The sequence below is a fragment of the Rathayibacter agropyri genome, assembly GCF_013249015.1.
GTDB lineage: Bacteria > Actinomycetota > Actinomycetes > Actinomycetales > Microbacteriaceae > Rathayibacter > Rathayibacter agropyri.
On record NZ_JABRPL010000011.1, the window covers coordinates 1 to 20,195 of the forward strand.

Genomic DNA, 20,195 nt, shown 5'->3' on the forward strand with positions numbered 1-20,195 from the left:
CTTCTATTCTCTCAAACGGGAAGCCGATGCCTCTGAGCGACACACCCGAATCAGACCTTATGAATAACGCTCTCAGTATCGCCTTGGCGTCTACGGCGCTCGCAACACATGCTCTATTGTCTCCAGCAAGAACTATGCGACTTTCAGCTTCGTAAGCGGCATGTCCACTGGTTACAGTGGAAACCTTGGCTTCCGCCTCCCGACGAATTGGGCATTCGATCAGATCAAAGAATACACCGTCGGTTCAGGAGATGGAGCGATCGGTATCGATAAAGACATCTATTCTGGGCGCGACTCCGCCCAATCTGCCGTTTCTCGCGTGCCTCAGAAGTACACGTACGACGCATCGACTAAGGCTAATAACCCTGCAGGCTACGATGACCTTTTCTATGGTCGGATCGCTCGGATGCAGTACTGCGCGAGATATTCGCTGAACGGGCTGACAACCGAGTATGACGTCAATCACTTCGTCCTGACAAAGCTGCAAAAGCCGCGGTTTTGGTACAATGGCGGTAAGACCGGCATCGCTTGGGCGGAAGGATTAGCGCCAGATCCAGCGGCGAGAATTGGCCTCGCGGATTCGGGAAAGGCGTCGTTCGCAATCAAGGCGCAGGACGCTTTCTTGAAAATGCTGAATGACACAACCGATTTCCCACAACCAGATGCGTCATTATGGTCGCGGTTCGGTAAGATTGACCACTGGGCGGTGTCCACCAGAGCTTACATGATCCGCGGAGAAGGCAATGATCTCCCGGAAAATTCGGATTCGGTTACAGTCGGCGATCTAGCATCTTGGTCACTCGATTTAGTAACGCTTTGGAACGATTACGAACGGGCACGAGTCGCTGCGAAAGGCCGCTTGGAGAAAACTGCTCGACAGTGGTTTGCGGAGAACTGCGGAGTAGGTTCCACGAACCATTTTGGCGAGGCAGATCTTCGCGCAGACATGTCTGCATATTTGATCGCTAAAACTCTCGAGTCTGACCGTAGCCGAGCTCTCGACGATATTGTCAGAGAGCATTCGGTGAATATCGAGGACGACCCGGGTTGGCTGGCGAAACAATTTGTTGCTTTGCGCTTTGGCGGATCGAGAGCAAAGGTCGTGACCGCAGCGAAGAACACATTCACTGACCAGTGGATTACAGAGTTCGCTCGCTCTGAGTTCCTAAAAGAACGCGCGCCAGGCGCCGAAGCAGAACAATACAACCCGACCGCTTCCGTACGTGCCGCTGAGCTTCAGGATGTAGCTGATGGATTCGCTGACGCCCTCGACGCCGCGAAGCGATGGACCCGGCGATGACGTCGGCCCGCCATCCCGCAGTGACGGTATCGGTGCAGATCCTGCTCTGGGCCGTGTGCCTCGCCGGATGGGGGTGGAGCAGCCTCCTTCTCGTTGGTACCGTTCAGCGCTGGCAAAAATGCGGGTCCGTTCTCACCGATGGCGTGGGAGTTGACCTCGTGGCAACGTCGCTGTTCTCGGCCTGCGCAGCACTGCTCTGGTACTTCTCGGTACGTAGCTTCACACCGCCCAGCTACTATTTAATTCAGGTTCTCTTCGTTCTCTCGCTGGTAGCCGGAGCAGCATCGATGGCCTCGCTCGCATTCTTCATGGTCTTTCCGCTCTCAGAGCAGCTCGCTGAATTGCGGACTTCCTGCGGAATCACGACCTTCCTCACCCTCTCCCGCGTCTCGATCATCTTCCTGCCCCTGCTTTCTGCGGCGTTGGGAGCGGCAGCGTACGCGAAACCGCACCGGGCACGTCCGCTCCTGATCGTCAACGGAGTGTGCCTCGCAGCGGTGCCCCTCCTCGTCGCAATCGTCGCTCCCTAGCCGGGGACAGACGGATAGGTGCGAAGATGACGCCGAGAATCCTCCTCCTCGCGACGTTGGCGGAGGCTTTTACGCGCGCCTTGTGCCGTGCCGGGTGGGGATGGAGCACCACGAGCTGCTTGAACTCCGAAGGACACAATCGGAAACGTGGACTGCACGCCGTGAGGCGGCCCGCGAGCATCCGCCCGGTCGGCCGCCGACTACTACGGCGACGATTCTGCGTTTGCCCCTGGGAGTCGCGTCTGGACCTCCGTGCGATGTGCAGGAGTTCCGCCCGGGAGAGCGCGTTCTTGCGCGTCCGACGTCCAGACCGAGGCGATTTCCCGGCACATCGCACCCAGTCCTGCAAACGTGACGCAGCAGCCCGGGCAGGGGCCGTTTCGTCTTGGCTTTCGGTGCGATGTGCAGGGGATCCGCGCGGAAGAGCGCGATCCGGCGCGTGCGACGCCCTGAGCTGAGCCGATCCCCTGCTAATCGCACACGAGCCTGCACATCGCACACGAGCCTGCACATCGCACGCGAGCAGGACAACGCGCACGAGCACGACGGGGTACGGCGGACGCGCGCCGCGTCACACGATCGCGGGCGCCTTCTGCAGCTTGTGGCGCGCCAGCAGGAGCGCGCCGACGACCGGGGTGCCGGCCGTCTCGATCCAGTGCACGTCGGCAGCAGCCTGCGGGGAGTCGACCTTGCCCTCGATGAGGACGAGGACGGCGCCATCGGCCACTCCGCGGAAGGCGACGGACTGCTCGGTCGCGCCGAGGGTCCCGGTGATGATCAGGACGATGTCGTAGACCTTCTCGAGTTCCTGCACCAGCGAGCGCAGCGGGTCAGGGCCCATCGGAGTGCCGCCCCGGGCACCGCCCGCGGGCAGCAGGTCGACGCGGTCGGTCGGGCGCCTGATGATCGCCTCGTCGAGCGACGCGGCTCCGGTGAGGACCTCGCGCAGGCCGGGACGGCCGGCCGAGGCGGACGCGAGTGCGGAGCCCTCGGCGGTGCCGTCCACGAGAATGACCGACGAACCGAGGACGGCCAGCGCCTTCGCAAGCAGCACAGCGCTGGCCGTGTGCGGGGTGTTCGCGGAGGCAGGAGCGACCGCGAAGGACGAGAACGAACGGGCACGCGCAATAGCCGAAAGCTCGAAGGCCACGGCCGAGTAGCGAGCCGGGATGTCGGTCGAGTTGAGCATTTCGTCGAGCTTCGCGGTCTTGGCCGGGACGATGCCGAGCAGCGGGCGCTCGAGGGAGGTGCGGACGTCGTCGCCGCTGCGGAGTCGGCGATCGAGAGCCGTGAGGACGATCGCCACGCCGACTCCCACCACCGCGCCGCCGAGAATGCCGAGCGCGAGCAGCACCAGCAGGCCACCGGTGACGGGCAGCTTCGGCGGGATCGCCTGGCTGAGCACCTCGAGTTGGATCTGCGGCACGGCGACGCCGGTCGCGGTGGTGGTGGGGTCGGTGGCCTGCACGGACGCGTCGAGTTGCGCGGCGACCGCGTTGGCGATGGTCGCGGCCTGCTCGGGCACGGGATCGGTCGCCGAGATGGTGATGACTACCGACTCCGGCTCGGAGAGGACGGAGACGCGCTTGGCGAAGTCCTCGACAGTCTCGTCGAGGCCGAGGCCGTCGATCACGCCCTGGAGGACGGTGTCGGAGGTGCCGAGGGCGACGAACGTCACCGTGGCCTGCGCGGCGGCGCTGTTCGCGGCCACCCGGTCTGCCGTGGAGAGCACTCCTGTCGAGGAGACCGCGACGTACACGCGCGCATCCGCCTTGTACTGCGGTAGCAGGAGGGAGTTGAGTACCAGTGCCGCGACGGCGCCAAGCAGAGCGAAGGCGACGATGACGACCCACCTCCGGCCGATCCCGGCGAACAGTCCGTTCAAGGTCATGATGTCAGTGGTCCCTTTCGTCATCTGCACCGGGGTGCGGAGTGTGTGAGTGCAGCGTCGTGAGAAGTCATCCGGGTTCGGCAGAAGCGCGGACCCGAGGGATCAGAGGTTTGCCTGCAGGAAGGCGAGGATCGCCTTCTTGTTGTTCGGCGTGTTGTTCTGCAGGCCGTGATGCCCGGAGCCGTCCACGCCCACGTCGGACTCCACTCCGGAGTCCTGGAGCGCGACCTGCATCGCGTCGGCCTGCTCGACCGGGACAAGCTCGTCCTCGGAGGTGAGCCAGATCTGCGGGGCGTCGGTCGGGTCGACGGAGCTGATGGGCGAGGCCTCGACGCTCTGCGGGCAGGTCGAGATGTCGATGTCCTTGCAGCCGAGGTAGGCGAGGATCTGCTCCTTCGCCTCGGGCCGCGGGGTGCCGAGCGACATCCCGGCCTCGGTCATGTCGGCGACCGCCGAGAAGGCGACGACCGTCTTGACCCGTGTGCCCTCGGTGAGCGAGCCCTCACCGAGCGTGCCCAGCGTGGCTCCGATGATCGCCCCGGCGGAGCTGCCCATCACGCCGATGCGGGCGGGGTCGAGGCCGAAACGCTCGACCTGCGCGGGGTCGCGCAGCCACTCGACGGCGGCCTGCGCGTCCTCGATCTGGCCCGGGTAGCGGCTCTGCTGGAGCAAGCGGTAGTCGATGGTGACGGAGACGAAGCCGCGCTTGGCGTAGTACTCGCAGAGCTCGGTCATGCCGCCCTCGTTGCGGGCGCCGTCGACGAAGCCGCCGCCGTGCAGCATCAGCAGCGCGGGCCGCTCACCCTCTCCCTCGGTGGGGAGGCAGGCGTCGGCCTTCAACGAGACGCCGTCGACCGAGCGGTATTCGATCGCCTTCTGCGTCGTGAAACCGTCGGGGGTGCGGACGGGCTTGGGCGTCGGGGTGCAACCGGCGAGACCGAGGGCGACGGCCACGACCGCCGCCAGGACTCCGGCTCTGCGTGCTCGTGTCGACTTCACTCGTGGGACTCCGCCTTCTGTTCGCGACCGGCTGACTTCTGCTCGTAACTGGGTGAGGTGCCCGGCTCATCTGCCGGGACGGCAGCAGGATCGGACACGACGCCCGCTCCTCGCGCCGGAACCGGCACGGGCTTGCGCTTTTTCGCCCCGGGGCCGCCGAGCGCGGCGGGCGGCACGTAAATCCAGCGAATCTTCGAGAGGTAGCGCGTGATGACCAGCGACACGATCACCGCCAGCGCCATGACGACCAGCAGCAGCGGGATCTCAAAGCCGCCGATCACCGTACGGTCTTCCGGAAGAATCACGCGCAGGAGCGTGATGCAGACGACGATGACGTAGAGGTGCAGCAGGTAGATGTGCAGGCTTCGCTCTCCGCAGATAGTGAAGAAACTGAGGAAGCGCAGGCGCGAGAGCGCCCGAGAGACCAGAATTCCCATCGCGACCGCGGCCATTTGCGCAGCGAGACCGAGGAACGGCACCCAGCGCACCGGGAAGAGGAAGAGGACAGCGCTCAGCAGCACGAACACCGGAGTGACGTAGAGGAACGCGCGGGCCCCCTTCTGCTCCACGAAGTCGATGATCCGCTTCGAATAGAGAGTGCCAACCAGGTAGAAGACAAAGAGGGCGCCGATGCGGTTCCAGCCCACATTGGTCGTGTTGATGAGCCCGGTGGTGAACAGCGTGCCCACAACCGCGGAGAGGGCTACCTGCACACGGTGATCGACGTGACGCAGGAGCCACGCGCCGAGGGTGAAGAGGAAGAGCCCGTAGATGAACCAGTAACTGCTGCTGGGCCAGAAGAAGAGCAAGAGTAGGTTGAGCGGATCGGTCGCGGGGAGTTCGCCGAGTCCACCGTTCGCCAGCGGCACGACCAGGTAGAAGACCATGCGCAGCACGGACCAGACGACGTAGAGCCAGAGCAGCGGATAGAGTCGCCGGCGCCAGAGGTCGCGGAAGCTCCACGTCGTGATGCGGGAGCCGAAGAGCCCGGAGACCAGGAAGAAGAGCGGCATCGGGAAGAGCTCGAAGACGATCTTGATGCGCCCGAGAGTGTTCTCGACTCCGATATCGCCGAGGTACAACGACGTGTGGTAGTAGACGACCATCAGGATGGCCACGCCCTTGGCGAAGTCAACCCATTCCCGTCGCGCCCCGCCCGTCGGCTTCAGCAGCTTCATACTCTCCCCCTTGCGCCGTACCGGACCACTCGTACATCGAGTTCGCGATGAACAAGACTCAGAGAAGGACGTGGACGCGATCGCTCACGGCAACCGCCGGATAAGACTAAAGGTGTACGGTCCTCTCCGCCTATTCCAGCCAGAGGTGAGGGATATCCGGAAAAAGCGGAAGACGTGACACTTTCCTCTTCGAGCACTCGCGCGGTCATCGGCGTCCACGACCCGCCGTGAGAGCGACGCGATAGAGCGCCGGAGCCGCATAAGCCAGGCCGAAGAGCGCAGAGCGCTTCGCATCCCGCCGACGGGCGAGGGCGGCAAGATGCCGCAGCCCGGCCTCACCGCGCGCTGCCCGCCACAGCCGACTCTCGTCCTCGGCGGAGTGCGCCCCGGACGTGGCGTCCTTGAAACGGGAGAGGAGCGAGAAGCGCGCCTGATAGTAGGCGTAATCCGGCGAGCTGAGGATGCGGGGGTCGAGATCACGAGCGGTGCGCTCGATCACCGCGGCGAGAGCGGCGAGCGAGTCGGCCCGCTTGGCTCCCGAGCGAATGATTGACCCCGAACGGAGGTGGTACTCGTAGACGAAGTAGGGGATCACCACGACCTCGTCGGCGGCAGCCAGTAGCTGGGCGACCTGCGCCTGGTCCGAGTGCTGGCGGATCCGCGTGAAGTCGATGGTGGCGAAGAGTTCGCGACGGAACAGCTTGTTCCAGAGGTGCCCGGTCAGCTCGCCGACGAGCAGTGCCGTGAACGCGCCGCGCCCCGACAGCGTGAGCGGCCCGCGGAGGGAGCCGACGAGTGTGGCTCCGCTCTCGTCGATGGTGCTTGCATCGACGGTGGTCGCCTGGGCGACGACCACGTCGGCGCGCGTGCCCGCGGCCACCAGGATCTCGACCGCGTTCTTCGGCCACTCGTCGTCGGCGTCGACCATCCAGATCCACTCGCCGGTGGCGGCACGGACGGCGCGCTCGCGGGCCGCGGCGACACCCTGGTTCTCCTCCTGGCGGAGGTAGTGGATCCGCTCGTGCTGCTCGGCGAACGCCCGGCCGATCGACGCGGTGCCATCGGTCGACGCGTCATCGACGACGAGGATTTCGAGTTCGGAGTGGGTCTGCCGCAGCAGTTGTTCGAGCGCGCCCGCGAGGTGCGCCTCCTCTTGGTGCACGGGAAGCACCACTGAGACGAGGGTCATTTCTCCACCACCCGGCGCAGCACGGTCTCGAGATCTCGGCCGCTTGAGGCGAGTGAGAAGCGGTCGAGCCAGCGGTCGATGCCGGTGATCTCGAGGTCGCTCGCGCGGATCAGCGCGTCGGCGAGGTCGGAGGCGGAGGGAGTCAGCGCGAGTTCTCCGGTGAGGCCGGGGACGATCGCATCCGCGACTCCCAGCGCTCCCGAGACGGCGACCGAGGGAACGCCGGCCGCGGCGGCCTCGACCAGAACGTTGCCGAAGCCCTCGCGCAGCGACGGGAGCAGGACGACGGCGTTCTCGTCAAAGTGGTGGAACCAGTCCTCGACCCAGCCCTTGTCCTCGAAGTCGACGCCGCGGGCGGTTGCCTCGGCGCGCAACTTCTCGAGCAGCGGACCGCCGCCGAACGAGACGACGCGCGCGGAGATGCCGCGGCGCTCCAGCTCCTCGGCCGCGAGGATCGCGAGTTCTGGCCGCTTCTGCACGACGAGGCGACAGGGCAACACGATCTGGAGGCCCGCGGCGGTGCCGGGGGTGCGCGAGACCTGGCGCGAGCGGTCGACCTTGGCGGTCGCGGGGTTGGGCACGACCGTGCAGCGCTCACCCGCGACGCCGAAGCCGGCGACGAGTTCGCCCGCGACGGGATGCGAGATAGCGATGACGTGGTCGGCGCGGCGATAGAGCTTCTTGGCGAGCGCGAGCTGCACCTTCTGCGTCCGGGAGAAGCCCGGGATGCCCAGCGAGACGAGGTTGCGCTCGCTCACGATGGTCTTCGGGCGGTCAGCGCGGGCCGTCATCTCGGCGGAGGCGAGCAGCACGATGTTCGGGTAGCCCTGGAGGGCAACCGCGACGTCGGGTGTGCGGCGGCGGAACAGCTCCTTGAGCAGCTTCGCCTTGCCGACGTGACCGGTGCCCTCACCGATGCGGTGCAGCACGGCGCCCTCTGGCAGGTACTCGTCGGTGCTCTTCCTCGAGGTGGTGACGACATCGACGTGGTGGCCCTGCTCGAGGAGCCAGCCCATCCAGGTGCGGGCGACGAACTCGGCCCCGCCGCCGTGTAGCGACGTGACGACGAACATGATCCGCATGCGCGGTCCCTTCTCTTCGGCCGCGCTCATCGCACGACCTCCGCACCGAGGCCGCGGGTATTGAACGCCGAGAGCCGGCGGACCTCGGGCAGAGCGTTATCGATGGTGGTGCGGACGCCCGGCTCCGCGAGGATGCGGTCGATCACCGGGAGGACACGGTCGGCGAAGCCGGGGGCCGGCTCGACGCAGAGCTGCGGCAAGCCGATCAGGCGCATGATGCCCTCGACCTTGCCCTGGGTGGCCAGGGTGATCGCGGGGACGCCGAGAGAGAGCGACATGATCGCGAGGTGCATCCGGCCGGTAACGGTGAGCAGGGCATCCTCGGCGAGTCCCCGGATCTCGGCGGGCATGAGCACGCGGTCGACCACGGTGACGCCCTCGGTTCCGACACGCTCGGCGACCGCGCGCACGGCGATCTTGTCGTCACCGATCGGGCGGGAGACGTGCGGGAGGAGAACCACGTGCACCCCGGCGGCGCGGAGGCGGTCGACAATCCGCTCGTATTCGGGCACCTGGTCGACCATCGTGGCGACCAGGGCGCTCGCATTGACGAGGGCGAAGGGGACGCCAGCCGGTAGAGCGAGTGACTCGCGGAAGGCACCGTCGCGGGCGCGAGCCGAGAAGACGATGTCCGTGACCTCCTCGACGCGCTGCACTCCGGCGCGGCGGGCGCGCTCGGCCGACAGCGGGTCGCGCAGCAGCGGTACGACTCCGGCGCGGGAGGCGGCGACGAGGGCGCGGCGAGCGGCAAGGCGGGCCGACGCGTTCCAACTAAAGCCGAGGATGCGCGTGGGCACTCCGGCCTCGGCGGCCGCCTGCGCGAGCAGGGAGCGACGGACAGACCCGCGGAGGCTGTACTTACCGTCCATCATGTCGGCGCCGACGACCGACACGGAGCGAGCGCGACGGATCAGGGCGGCGTAGCGGCGGAGGTCGGCGACGTGCTCGTCTCCCACTCCGTACACCAGGTGCGGGAGCTGAACGACCTCGACGCGGTCAGCCTGCTCCTCGGGGATGACGACGTCGCCGGCGTAGCGCTCGATGACCACGACGGGGCCGGTGGTGTTCTCGAGGAACGCCTCCAGCATCGCCTGGTCGCCGATGTTGCCGTCGCCGGGGGCGGCGAGCACGAGGTGCGAGTCAGGTTGAGGGCGGAGGGTCGCGAGGGTCGCGCGGAGCACCGCCGCATCACGGCGGGCAGGCAGGCGGGTCGTCGTAACAAAGTCCTTTTTCCAGGACTTCACGACGCCGAGCTTGAGTTTCATCGGTCTCTTTCGGTGGGGGGAACGGCGGCGTGCGGCCGCTCGGAGTCAGGGAGGCCTGCCGTGACGGCGCCGTCGACCAGGGCGCTGTCGCCGGTCGGGCTCGTGGCATCGGCCGTGGCCGGGACGGGTGCCGCAGCCGGGCGGCTGCGGCGGAAGTGGCGACGGAGGTCGGAGAGGCCGAGGATCTGGCGGCGGAAGGACGGGAGGATCAGCATCCAGAGCCCCATGCCGGCGAGCACGACGGCGCCGCCGACGACCAGGCGCAGGACCGGCTGCTCGGCGGGGAGGGCGACGGTGGAGAAAGAGGAGCCGACCGTGATCGAGCCGAAGACGATCAGACTGCGCAGTCCGTTGGTGAACATTTCGCGCACCGGGGCATCGGAGGAGCGGCCGATCCAGATCAGCGCGATCGGCCAGGTGAGCGCGAGCGAGGCGGCGTAGGCGACGGCGACGCCCATGACTCCGCCGTTCGAGCCGACCAGGATCAGCACGACCATCAACGGGCGGGTCGCCAGGCTGTACCAGACGCTCTGGCGCACCAGGCCCTTCGCGAGGAACACCCACCAGGAGCAGTACGCCGTGGCCTGGAAGAAGCCGGCGACGAGCAGGATCTGGAAGATCGGCACCGAGGCGAGCCAGCGCTCCCCCAGCAGGATGCGGATGACCGCGTCGGACTGCGAGCCGAGAACCGCGAGCACCAGGCCCATCACTGTCAGCATCGCCGACTGGCCGAAGAGGATGAACGTGCGGAAGCGTTCGCGCTCATCCTGAAGCTTCGAGAGCACGGGTAGGGCCACGCGTTGCGCCGGTGCGTTGAGCTGTTGCAGCGGCAGCATCATCAACTGGAACGCGCGGTTGTAGAGACCGAGGTCGACCGGGCCGAAGCGCGCACCGATGATGACGGAGTCGACGTTCTTGCTCGCGTAGGTGAGCGCCTGGGTGGCGAAGACTCCGCCTCCGTAGCGGAGGAAGTGCCCCATCGCCTCGCCGCGGCGGTAGCGACCGGGCATCCAGCCGGTGATCACGAGCAGCAGCACCACACCGATGAACGGCTGCACGACCTGGCTCGCAGCCAGCGCCCAGTAGCCCGCGCCACCGAGTGCCAGCAGCACGCCGACGACCAGGCCCAGTACCTGGCCGACGATGTCGACCAGGGTGAGCTTGACGAAGCGGAGGTGCCGCGCAAGATCTGCGCGGAACTGCGTCGAAATCCCATTGAGGAGGAACGTCGAGGAGAGCGCGACGGTCAGCAGCTGGAGCCGGTCGTCGCCGTAGAGGGCCGCGATGGGCCAGGAGGCGGCGATCACGAGGAGGGTCAGCGTGAGGCCGATGCCCGCGTTCATCCAGAACAGGTTGCTCTTTTGGCCCGGGGTGATTTCCTTCGCCTGGATGGCGGCGGAGGAGAGGCCGAAGTCGCGGAAGATCTCGCCGATGCCGATGATCGCGGTGACCATCGCGAGCAGACCGTAGTCGGCGGGAGCGAGCAGGCGCGCCAGGATCACGATGCTGCCGAGCTGGACGGCGATGCGGATCGCCTGACCGCCGATCGTGACGGCCGCGCCTCGGCTCGCCGAGCGGCCGAGGCTCGGGCTGGTCTTCTGGGGTGCCGCGGTCATCGGGTTGAGCCCTTCTTGGTGGCGATCGCGCCCTCGTAGGCCCGCTTGAGTTCGCGGCCGAGCACATCCCAGTCGCGCCCGGAGAGGGCGGGGAGCCCCTCGGGCGGGTGGGTACGGATGCGCTCCAGGGCGGAGGTGACCCGCTCGGGAGTGAGGTCGCCGTCGTACTCGAGCACCCAGTCGCTGCCGACCTCCTCGGCCAACGCCGTGTTCGTGGGCGTGCGCGGCACCAGGATCGGGCGGCCCAGCGAGAGCGCGACCAGGATCGATCCGGAATTGTGCATCTCGCGATACGGCAGGACGACCAGCTCGGCCCGACCGATCTCGTCCACCATCTCGGCGTCGTCGACGCGGCGGAGTGTCGTGTGCACGCGAAAGTCGCGGGCGGCCCGCTCCTCGACCAGCTCACGCTGGCCCGCGCTCGGGCTGCCGACGACGTGCAGCGAGAGGGAGTCGTCGTGCGCTCCACGGAACACGTCCATCAGCTCCACCACGCCCTTGTAGGGGCGGATGATGCCGAAGTACAGCAGTCGGCCAGGCTCGCTCTCGGGCAGCGGATGCTCCGCGAACTGATCGCGGTAGTGGCCGTGCAGCACGGTCACCGCAGGCGTGGCTCCGGGAGTGACCGTCGTGGGGTTGAGGCGGATGAACAGGTCGGTGGCGCGATCGATCCGGGCGAGTGAGCGGCGCTCGGCCGCGGGCCCGCGCTCGTGCGGCTCAAGGTTGTGCACCGTGCGCACGAGCGGGATGCGCTGGAGTGCTAGGCGCACCAGCAGCACGTCGAGCGCGCGACGGCGGAGGAACCGGTGCAGCGGGCTGCGTCCGCGGATCATCAGCTCAGGCCAGTGCACGTGCAGCACGTCGTAGCGGGCGAGCAGGGCGCTGCGCCACGAGAAGAACAGCAGCTCGACGCCGGGCGCGAGACCGTCGACGATCGAGTCGACGTACTGCGTGGTCGAGTCCGGCGGTGCGAGCGACTGCTGCACGACGAGGTCGACGGCGGAGTCCGGCTTTCTGGAGCGGCGGCTCATCGCTCGCTCCGCATCCCGGCCGCCATCGGCGCGTCGAAGATCCGGGCACCGAGCGGCTGGCGCATCCGGATGCCCCTGGAGAAGTCGGGGACGTGCACCGGGTTGAGGCAGATGATGATTAAGAAGCCCAGGAGCAGGTGGCTCGGACGGACCGCGTCGATCGCGTTGTAGCCCGCGAGGCAGATGAGAAAACCGAGCAGCCCGGCCGCGGGGGCGACGTCGCGGCGGCTGAGGGAACTGCCGAACAGCGCGACAACCAGGATGACGAAGAACAGCAGCCCCGGGATGCCGACGCTGATCAGCAGTTGCAGGAACGAGTTCTCGATGACCACGTCCGAGAAATTGCGGCCGCTGATGCCCGAGGTTGCCGCTCCGGAGCCCAGCCAGTTCGAGAGCTGGGCGGCCTTGATGGCCACGGTCACCGCGAGGTCGCGGGCGCCGGCCGAGATGGAGGCGTCGAGGTTGTTGTTGCGGGCGGTGACGGGCTCGAAGTTGAGCACGCCGACGCCAGCGATCAGACCCGCAACCAGGATGGAGCCGGGCCGCAGCAGCGAGCGGTCGGGATTCATGACGCTGACCGCGACGAGCGCGACGACAACCGCGACGGCGACGGCCGCCATCGGACCGCGCGAAACGGTGGCGACGACACCGGCCGAGGCGAGAATCCCGAGCAGCAGGTCAGAGCGACGCGAGCCTTGAAGCCAGGCCCCGAAGGCGAGCGCGGCGCCGACGGTGAGGAAGGTGCCCGCGAGCAGCGGATGACCGAACGTGATCTCGGCGCGGTACAGCGACCAGTGCTGGTCTTGCTCGACGCCGAGCGCCCCGTAGACAGCGCCGATGAGGGGAGAACTCTGCGCCACCAGCTCGAGGCAGGCGTAAAGGGCAAGCAGGCCCGAGAGAACGACCCAGGTCCGGCGCAACAGCACAGCCTCGCGCTGGGCGTCGAAGACGAGCATCGGCAGCCCCACGCAGATCGCGACGCTGAACATCCACGAGATTCCGGCAGAGGCGAAGGAGCCGCGGACCGTCGCGACCGCCGCCCAGACGAGGAAAGCGGCGAAGGCGAGGATCGCGATGGCGCGCCAGGGCGTGAGCACCAGCTCGCGCATCCAGTCGCGGATCGGCGCGCGCCAGAGTTCAGGGGTGAGCGCGCGGCGCGCCACCCAGACGATCAGGACGACCCCCCACAGCGTCATCCGGAACGTGAAGCTGGAGGGGGTGAGCGGCGTGGGGACGACCGCGAAGAACGCCAGCGCCATCGCCGGCAGCCAGTGCACCGGCACGCGGAGGAGGACGAACGCGCCGATGATGCCACCGATGCCGAGGGCGACCACCTGGACGCCGGCGCTGGGCGCCCGGCTCGTGAAGATGTAGCCCATGCCGGCCACAATCACCACGGCGACCGCGAGCAGCGAGACGACGACGAGCCGCCGCGGGAGGAGATCGATCACGTGGTGGGGTCCTTCTGGCATGGGGAGGAGAGGCGGGTGGGAGGAGGCGGGAGGTGCTTACGGCAGGCGCAATGGCCTCGTCTGTCGCGGGAGGAGATCGCGGGCCCCGTCAGAGGAGAGCCCCCGGTCCCGACGTCGATCAGGCCGCACCTTCCCGCAGCCAGCGCTGGAAGGTTCGCAGCATGTCGTCGTTGGTGAAGCTGGGCACAATGTGGCCGTTCTTCCCGCCGTCTCCGCTGTGGTAGGCGATGGTCGTCTCCCGCGCGACGGGCAGAGCGAGGCGGCGCAGGCGTCCGCCGTGAAACTCGGCCGGGACGAGAGTGTCGGCCGAGCCGGCAGTGATGCGCAAGCGGGAGCCCGCCCAAACCGACTGCGGCAGACGCGACGGATTGCCCGCGCGCAGAGCGTTGCGGTCACCGCCGTAGACCGCGAGCACGCCATCGGGATCGCGCGCGTCGATGTCCTCGACGTCGTAGACGCCGCTGGCGTGGTACGCGCCGGAGATATTGGGGAGCATCCGGTTCGCGTACGCCCAGCAGAGCAGCGCGCCGCCGCCCGAGTTCGAGCGGAGCAAGCTGGCCCGCACTGTCCAGAGGCCCATCACCCACGCCACCGCGGCGACCTGCGCGGTGAGCGCGACGGAATTGGTGTAGGTGCTGGAGCCGCCGTAGTTCGGGCAGATACTGATGATCCCCTGGTCGACGAGCTGGTCCGCCGAGTACTGGTAGGCACCGGAGAGGGCCGTGTAGCTGCTCCCGCTGGCGTGGTAGTACCACACGACCGGCACCGAGAGGCCCTTGTTTGGCACCGCGGTGTGCGGGACGAAGAGGCGGGTGGGATCAGAGCCGATCTTCACGTCGATGATCTCGTAGGGCTTCTTGCCGACACGCGAAATCGCGGTGTCGGTGCGCGAGACTTCGCCGGGCAGTCGGGGGATCACGGAGTAGCTCCGAGCGGCGTTCGCGGGAGTTGCGACAAGGGCTGTCGCGGCGACTCCGGCCGCAGAAGCGGCAAGGAGAGAACGGCGCGACAAGCCAAGTGTCGTATCAGTCATATCGAGATTCCTTCGGAGCTTTCATCATCAGTTCCGAGCTGGTCGGCTCTTCCGATATCAACGAATATCGACGCACGAGAAGTCACGTCCGGCCCCCAACCCCATCGAAAGTGTACGGGCCGCAGATGACGTTCAGATGACGTCTTGATCACATCCGATCGCCGCTTCGCACTCACCGCAACGTGATGAATCGACGCCGAGATCGCGCCGCTGACTTCTCGGTCGGCGTCTGCAGAACGAAAGGAGTAGCACTGTCGGAAGACACCACTCGGCGAGCGGCGGCACGGTCGAGCGTCTCGCGGGAGAGGCTCTCGATATCGACGTTCACCGCGAGACCGGAGTCGGCGAGACGAGTCACGATCTGCACCTGGTGATCATCGACATGCTCGCCGAAGGCAGCCCGGCGTGGAATGAGCACCGGCACGTGGCCCTGCTCGATGGCACTGAGCGCGGTACCGACTCCGCCGTGCGCGATCACGATGTCGGCCGCCGCCATCGCCGCGTTGAGCTCGTCATGGGGGACCGAGTGCCGGCCCGTGATGCCAATCTGCGAGACGTCGTTCGCTCCGGTCTGCCACAGCACCTCGACGCCCTCGAGGAGCGGAGCCAGCGCGGCGAAGAAGCGCGGGAACGGGTAGCCGTCCTGCGTGCCGACGGAGACGACGGCCCGGCGGATGGGGCGCGGGGCAGCCTCCTCCACCCCGTACGTGTCGAAGATCGAGCCGCCGAAACGCCAGCGGTCATCGGCCCACGAGCTGTACTGGGTGTAGGTCGCCACGGCCGGAACCTTGGCCAAGAAACGACCTGTCACCGACGGACCGAGCACGCGCGCAGCGCTCTCGATGTAGTGGGCCGGGATGCCCCGGGTCGCCGCCAGCGGGAGGAAGGAGAGTGCCGGACTGGCACCGGTGCTGAACACTGCGTCGAACGATCCGCGGGCCAGGAGCGAGCGCGCGAGCGCCCCGTTACGGAGCATCGGCACGACGGCTCGGGGCGGAGCGTCGGTCAGATGGGTGACGCGGCGCTCGCTCAGCAGGGTGCGGCTGAGCGCGCTGTCCACGGTCGCCCAGTGCTGATCCGCCGGGTCCACTCCGAGAAGTCCCGAGAGAGCGAACATCTCCTTGAGATGACCGCCCCCGGAGCTGACGAACAAGTATGAAGCCATTACGCGCCTTCACTGGTGATGTTGATAACAGGCGTGTGGATGATCGATCGTCCGCCGAGATCGACCATCCTTCTGCGGGTGCAGAAGTCGCCCGAGCATAGCAGGCGAAGAAGACATGATGTTCATCACGGAGAAAGACATCACGGTGCCGCCGAAGACAGCCGCGAAGGACGGCGGAGGCGATATCCGCTCAGCTCCGCTAAGCCTGCTGATCATTGCATATTGCAGAAGTCCCGCCACGTCAATCTCCTGTACTGCCGCGCTGTGAATGGGTAGCGTCCGAGGCTCCGGCACCAGTGCCGGACATCCCCCAGGAGGCAATCAGATGAGCGACAGCGAACAGGACGAGCCGGTCATGGCCGGAAGCGACGATGCGAGCAATGACGAGAAGCTGAGCGGACTCATCGAGCAGGTCGAGCACGACCACGGCGACGAGGGCGCGGGAGCGATGGCCGACGCGCTGCGCGATCGGGCCGACGAGACGGACACGGACATCGCCTCCGACGCCGATCCCGACGACAGCGGAACCGCGCAGGTGTGACCACTCCCCCACTCGCGTCCTCCACTCGCCCCCCACTCGCGGTCGACTCGTCGCGAATGGTCGTCGCGCGACTGTGGTGACAGCCGTTTGCGACGAGTCGATCGGGTTCGTCGCTGGGAGGGAGACGGTGGGCGCGGTGCGGGCTAGCCTCGGGAGATGACAGTCTCCGCTCCGCGACTGCGCACGGATCGGCTGATCGCGCTCGACGTGCTTCGGGGTGTCGCCGTTATCGCCATGCTGATCGCGCACGCGATGCCGCTCGTGCCGAGTGCACGGGCGGGGCCCATCGGCTTCATCGCGTGGAACATCAACGATCTGGCGTCGCCACTGTTCGCGCTGGTGATGGGAATGTCGGCGGCGCTGGTGCTCGCCCGGCGACGCGCTGGTGCTGGCCGCATGATCCTGCAGAACCTGATCCGCGGTGCGGTGCTCGTCGCGCTCGGCCTGTGGCTCGACAGTTGGGGCAGTTGGATCGCGGTCGTACTGCAATACCTCGGCCTCCTGCTCGCGATCGGCACCCCGCTGCTGCTGCTCCCACCCCGCGTGCTCGCCGGGCTTGCCGCCGTGCTGGCCCTCGTCGCCGGCCCACTGAATGCCGCGGTGCTGGCAGCCGGTGGGCCGGTGCGGCCGTACCCGCCGGGGCCCGCCGATCTGGTGACGCTCTGGCTGTTCACCGGGCCGAACTACCAGGTGACCAGCCTGCTCCCCTTCTTCCTCCTCGGGGCCCTGCTGCTGCGGCACCGACTCCGCCGCGACCGGTGGCTGGCGCTGCTCGCGGTCATCGCCGCCGTCGCTTACCCGGTGCGTGAGCTGGTCGAGCGCGTGAGCGGAGCCGACTTCGTGCCGGGAGGTCTGCCGGACACGCTGCGCGACATCGGGCTCGTGCTCATCGCGTACGTCGCGGTGGCGCTACTGACCTCCTGGCGTTCGGCCGTCGTCGACCGGACGCTGGTGCCGGTGCAGGCGGTGGGCACCATCGCGCTCTCGGTCTACGTGCTCCAGGTGGCAGTGGTCGCCGCCTTCGCCGCCGCTGAACTCGGGTACACGGCCGACACTCCACTCGCAGCCCTCGTCCTGGTCTTCGGAGTCTGGGGCGCGGGCCTGCTCTGGTGGCGCTTCATCGGCCTCGGCCCGGTCGAGTGGCTGACCGCACGGCTCACCCGCCTGGTCCCCGCTGCCTGACGGCCCGCTCAGTGAGCGCGCTCTCTCACGATCATTCCGACGCGCGGTCACCCTGACGAACAGAAGCCGACCGCGCGACGTGCTACCCGGGGCACAACGAACACCGCAGAAGCCAGGAACGCGGTCCGGCGCAGGCCGTTTCGACGCATCCGCCCTAGGACGACGCCAGCACACAGCATGGTCGTCAACACCGCGATGGGGACAAGAACCGTTGTGGACCGTACCCGCTTCGGTGGGCTCGCGGAAGAAGGTCAGCGTCGGTGGCCTGGTGGGACATACATCCTCTCGGGTGTCAGTTCTCGACCGGTCGGCGTGTCGACGATGCGTGTGCCGTGCTCGTCGATGACGATTTGCAGATCGCTTCCGACCGGTAGGTCGTAGATGCCGATCAGAGCGGGCTCGATCTCGCAGGCATCGTTGAAATCGGTGATGCGCCAGTTGTCCGAGTCGGCGAGGTATTCGCTGCTGTCCGCCGCGCTCATGATGCGCCAGCCGTTGTCGACTGGTGCGTTCGAGGGCTCGCGCAGCATCCACCGCACTGGAGCGCGGCCCTCCCACGCGTTCATCGTCATCAGACAGGCCCCTGCCTGAGGAATAATCTCCATACTCTGCTCCCGTCTCATGAGATCACGTCGATATCTTGCCCGGTCGCCGCAGCATACGCGCGAACCTCATCACGCATGAAACCAAACATGTTATCCGCAAGATACTGCCCCACGCTGGCCTGACGCCGCCGATCGACGTGCGCTGTCAAGTCAGGTCGAGAGTGCGCCGTGACCGCAGCAAACACGGCCCGCAAATATTCGGGCTTCGCAGAAATATTCGTAAGAAGCATCGTCAGTGGAAGGCCGAACCTGGGTGAGCGCAGATTAATGTCCGCCCCGCCGTCCAACAACCGCGCGATCAGCGCCGCTTCCGCTTCAGGGTCACGCTCCCGCGCGCGACCCCACAACACATGCAACACATTGATACGATCACCGCTCGTGCTCACCAGACTGGGATCCGCGCCATCATCGAGCAGACGATTCGCGATCGCCAACCGCGCCCGAGGATCCTTATTCACCACAGCCAGCCCGAGGAACCCATCTACGCCACCAGTTGCGTCGAACGGCATGGTAGCGGGGTCATATCCGGCACAAAACTCCTCATACGTCCCATCTTTAGCCGTATAAATCGAAAATTCCGTATTGTCCTCCTCTTCTCAAAAAGGATTCGAAATCCTTGCCGTAGATGTGTTCCCGTTGATCTCGTATTCGATCCACGTCTCCCGCTGACACTTCACAATCAGACGCAAAATCCTCTTGGTTTTACTCGCCGGCTAGCTCAGCCTCAAGCTGCGCCGTCCAAGCGTTGTCACCCTTCGAGAACCTCCAGAAATCGTCCTTCTTCTCCTCGTCAGAGAGATCGTCGTAGTATGTCCAATCACTCTCAACAGTGCCCGCTTTGGTGTCCACCGCCCAGCGAAACCGCACTGGGGATTTACCCTGAACGGTACGGAGGATGTCGTGCAGCTCCGTGGTTCGCGGCCTGACGAAAGCGACATTTTCATAGAATCCGGTGTCATCCAGGACGGCAGAGACGTCGAGGACGCGACCGCCGACAATGACAGTCCTGATGTTACCCTGGACGCTTGTGACATTTCCACGACTGTCGTCCGTGATCTTACCTTGCACATAGAATTTGTCGACTTTATCGCCGACCTGCTCCATGCTGAAGCTCAGAATCTCGTCTTGGATCTCCGATAGCCGTTCGAAACTAGTCTCGTTGTTCATGACAGTTCCCTAATCGATATTTGGTACGGGGTTTGGGAAATTGTCGCCGCCAGGTTTGCCGTCGATTTTATATGTGGCATCCAAATAACCTCCTCAACAAATAGGTCGTTTGGGAACTCCATATCAAAAGCGCCATTCAGTGAAATAACATGTGTTGTCGTTATGATCACACTTTCAATTATCGCACATTGTGAACAATGACTTGGACAATCTTGCTCGGTTGCCCCTCAATAACCGCTCGAAAGCTGCCATGTTGGTAATTTAGATGTCGGACTCTTGATGGTCATCGAACGGACGTGACGGATCAAGCCCCTGGCGCTCCTCTTCGCGCTCAACATTCGCCCAGCGTGGTGACAAGACTTGAAGAATGATCTTTGCACCAATATTCTGTACTGCGAGGCGGCTTGAATCGTCGAAGTCCCAGTGATATTGACGCATACCAGGAGTCTTCGTCTTTCCGCCGTCGAGGATGACGTTGACGTCGTCAACGATCGCGCGGAAGCTTGACCTCAGATCAGGTTGCAGATCGTTATCTATGTTTCGTACTCTGTCTGAGACTGGGATGTCGACTTTTAGAACGCATTCATCGCTCAAGAGCACGTTGACCCGGTTATCACTCAGGGGCAGCGCAGCAAGCAGATCAATGCCTTTTTTGCGGTCTGAAGTAATCTCCCAATGAAGCCTTTCGGTTGCCGACTTTATATCCGCTCTCGTAGCAGGCCATTTTAGTGCTCGAAAAGCCTCGATTATTGGACGTAGTTGGTCGGCGTCCAGCCGTGCGAAATCGTTCATAATTCTCCTAGTATAGACATTCGTGCGCTTGATCGTAAGGTTTGTTACTTCAATTCTAGAGCGCTCTGGTCGAGTACCAAATCAGAGACTTCCACGGTTCCGTCCGGTCGCGCTCTGACCATCTGGTATTCGATCTTGATCTCACCTTTCTGCAGTT

General features: G+C 65.7%; 19 protein-coding genes and 1 pseudogene. 5 read left to right on the forward strand and 15 right to left on the reverse strand.

Annotated features, from left to right (window positions below; genetic code table 11):
* Positions 1-82: 82 nt before the first annotated feature.
* Together HRF29_RS14275 and HRF29_RS14280 are read left to right on the forward strand one after the other, a co-directional pair.
* A pseudogene (locus HRF29_RS14275) lies at positions 83-1,300 on the forward strand (glycoside hydrolase domain-containing protein); the annotation flags it as partial.
* Positions 1,297-1,830: a hypothetical protein gene (locus HRF29_RS14280; RefSeq protein WP_173249518.1), complete on the forward strand. Its 534-nt coding sequence runs from the start codon at positions 1,297-1,299 to the stop codon at positions 1,828-1,830. The pseudogene HRF29_RS14275 and the gene HRF29_RS14280, both read left to right, overlap by 4 nt.
* Before the next feature lie 571 nt (positions 1,831-2,401).
* Here HRF29_RS14280 and HRF29_RS14285 read toward each other — a convergent pair.
* The 11 genes from HRF29_RS14285 to HRF29_RS14335 form a co-directional block, all read right to left on the reverse strand.
* Positions 2,402-3,721 carry a Wzz/FepE/Etk N-terminal domain-containing protein gene (locus HRF29_RS14285; protein ID WP_173249519.1) on the reverse strand — a complete coding sequence of 440 codons (1,320 nt, stop codon included), beginning with the start codon at positions 3,719-3,721 and terminating at the stop codon, positions 2,402-2,404.
* 102 nt (positions 3,722-3,823) lie between these two features.
* Positions 3,824-4,720: an alpha/beta hydrolase fold domain-containing protein gene (locus HRF29_RS14290; RefSeq protein WP_173249520.1), complete on the reverse strand. Its 897-nt coding sequence runs from the start codon at positions 4,718-4,720 to the stop codon at positions 3,824-3,826.
* Positions 4,717-5,898 (reverse strand): acyltransferase family protein, encoded by a 1,182-nt coding sequence (locus HRF29_RS14295; RefSeq protein WP_173249521.1) that lies wholly within the window; start codon positions 5,896-5,898, stop codon positions 4,717-4,719. The genes HRF29_RS14290 and HRF29_RS14295 overlap by 4 nt, the downstream gene beginning before the upstream one ends.
* Positions 5,899-6,103: 205 nt before the next feature.
* The gene (locus HRF29_RS14300) at positions 6,104-7,087 is read right to left on the reverse strand and encodes a glycosyltransferase family 2 protein (protein ID WP_173249522.1); all 984 of its coding nucleotides are present in this window, start codon (positions 7,085-7,087) and stop codon (positions 6,104-6,106) included.
* Positions 7,084-8,199, reverse strand: a complete 1,116-nt coding sequence (locus HRF29_RS14305; protein ID WP_173249523.1) for a glycosyltransferase — start codon at positions 8,197-8,199, stop codon at positions 7,084-7,086. The genes HRF29_RS14300 and HRF29_RS14305 overlap by 4 nt, the downstream gene beginning before the upstream one ends.
* Positions 8,196-9,434 carry a polysaccharide pyruvyl transferase family protein gene (locus HRF29_RS14310; RefSeq protein WP_173249524.1) on the reverse strand — a complete coding sequence of 413 codons (1,239 nt, stop codon included), beginning with the start codon at positions 9,432-9,434 and terminating at the stop codon, positions 8,196-8,198. The genes HRF29_RS14305 and HRF29_RS14310 overlap by 4 nt, the downstream gene beginning before the upstream one ends.
* Positions 9,431-11,050: a lipopolysaccharide biosynthesis protein gene (locus HRF29_RS14315; protein WP_173249525.1), complete on the reverse strand. Its 1,620-nt coding sequence runs from the start codon at positions 11,048-11,050 to the stop codon at positions 9,431-9,433. Before HRF29_RS14315 ends, HRF29_RS14310 begins: the two co-directional genes overlap by 4 nt.
* Positions 11,047-12,081, reverse strand: coding sequence for a glycosyltransferase (locus HRF29_RS14320; protein WP_173249526.1), 1,035 nt, complete (start codon positions 12,079-12,081; stop codon positions 11,047-11,049). Before HRF29_RS14320 ends, HRF29_RS14315 begins: the two co-directional genes overlap by 4 nt.
* Positions 12,078-13,532 (reverse strand): O-antigen ligase family protein, encoded by a 1,455-nt coding sequence (locus HRF29_RS14325; protein WP_173249527.1) that lies wholly within the window; start codon positions 13,530-13,532, stop codon positions 12,078-12,080. Before HRF29_RS14325 ends, HRF29_RS14320 begins: the two co-directional genes overlap by 4 nt.
* A 139-nt stretch (positions 13,533-13,671) precedes the next feature.
* Positions 13,672-14,586, reverse strand: coding sequence for a hypothetical protein (locus HRF29_RS14330; RefSeq protein WP_173249528.1), 915 nt, complete (start codon positions 14,584-14,586; stop codon positions 13,672-13,674).
* A 172-nt stretch (positions 14,587-14,758) separates the two neighbouring features.
* A complete protein-coding gene (locus HRF29_RS14335; RefSeq protein ID WP_173249529.1) occupies positions 14,759-15,751 on the reverse strand; it encodes a glycosyltransferase in 993 nt (330 codons plus the stop codon).
* A gap of 115 nt (positions 15,752-15,866) precedes the next feature.
* Here HRF29_RS14335 and HRF29_RS14340 point away from each other — a divergent pair, with 115 nt between their 5' ends.
* The 3 genes from HRF29_RS14340 (at position 15,867) to HRF29_RS14350 (ending at position 17,474) form a co-directional block, all read left to right on the forward strand.
* Positions 15,867-16,019, forward strand: a complete 153-nt coding sequence (locus HRF29_RS14340; RefSeq protein WP_173249530.1) for a hypothetical protein — start codon at positions 15,867-15,869, stop codon at positions 16,017-16,019.
* A 57-nt stretch (positions 16,020-16,076) separates the two neighbouring features.
* Positions 16,077-16,292 (forward strand): hypothetical protein, encoded by a 216-nt coding sequence (locus HRF29_RS14345; RefSeq protein ID WP_173249531.1) that lies wholly within the window; start codon positions 16,077-16,079, stop codon positions 16,290-16,292.
* A gap of 156 nt (positions 16,293-16,448) precedes the next feature.
* Positions 16,449-17,474: a DUF418 domain-containing protein gene (locus HRF29_RS14350; protein ID WP_173249532.1), complete on the forward strand. Its 1,026-nt coding sequence runs from the start codon at positions 16,449-16,451 to the stop codon at positions 17,472-17,474.
* Between the two features lie 251 nt (positions 17,475-17,725).
* Here HRF29_RS14350 and HRF29_RS14355 read toward each other — a convergent pair whose 3' ends face one another.
* The 4 genes from HRF29_RS14355 to HRF29_RS14370 form a co-directional block, all read right to left on the reverse strand.
* Positions 17,726-18,046 (reverse strand): immunity protein Imm33 domain-containing protein, encoded by a 321-nt coding sequence (locus HRF29_RS14355; protein WP_246227134.1) that lies wholly within the window; start codon positions 18,044-18,046, stop codon positions 17,726-17,728.
* A gap of 47 nt (positions 18,047-18,093) precedes the next feature.
* Entirely contained in the window at positions 18,094-18,588 is a 495-nt protein-coding gene (locus tag HRF29_RS14360; RefSeq protein ID WP_173249534.1) for a hypothetical protein, read from the reverse strand.
* A 193-nt stretch (positions 18,589-18,781) separates the two neighbouring features.
* Positions 18,782-19,246 carry a hypothetical protein gene (locus HRF29_RS14365; RefSeq protein ID WP_173249535.1) on the reverse strand — a complete coding sequence of 155 codons (465 nt, stop codon included), beginning with the start codon at positions 19,244-19,246 and terminating at the stop codon, positions 18,782-18,784.
* A gap of 261 nt (positions 19,247-19,507) precedes the next feature.
* Complete coding sequence (locus tag HRF29_RS14370) at positions 19,508-20,038, reverse strand: DUF6301 family protein (protein WP_173249536.1); 531 nt, start codon at positions 20,036-20,038, stop codon at positions 19,508-19,510.
* Positions 20,039-20,195: the final 157 nt, after the last annotated feature.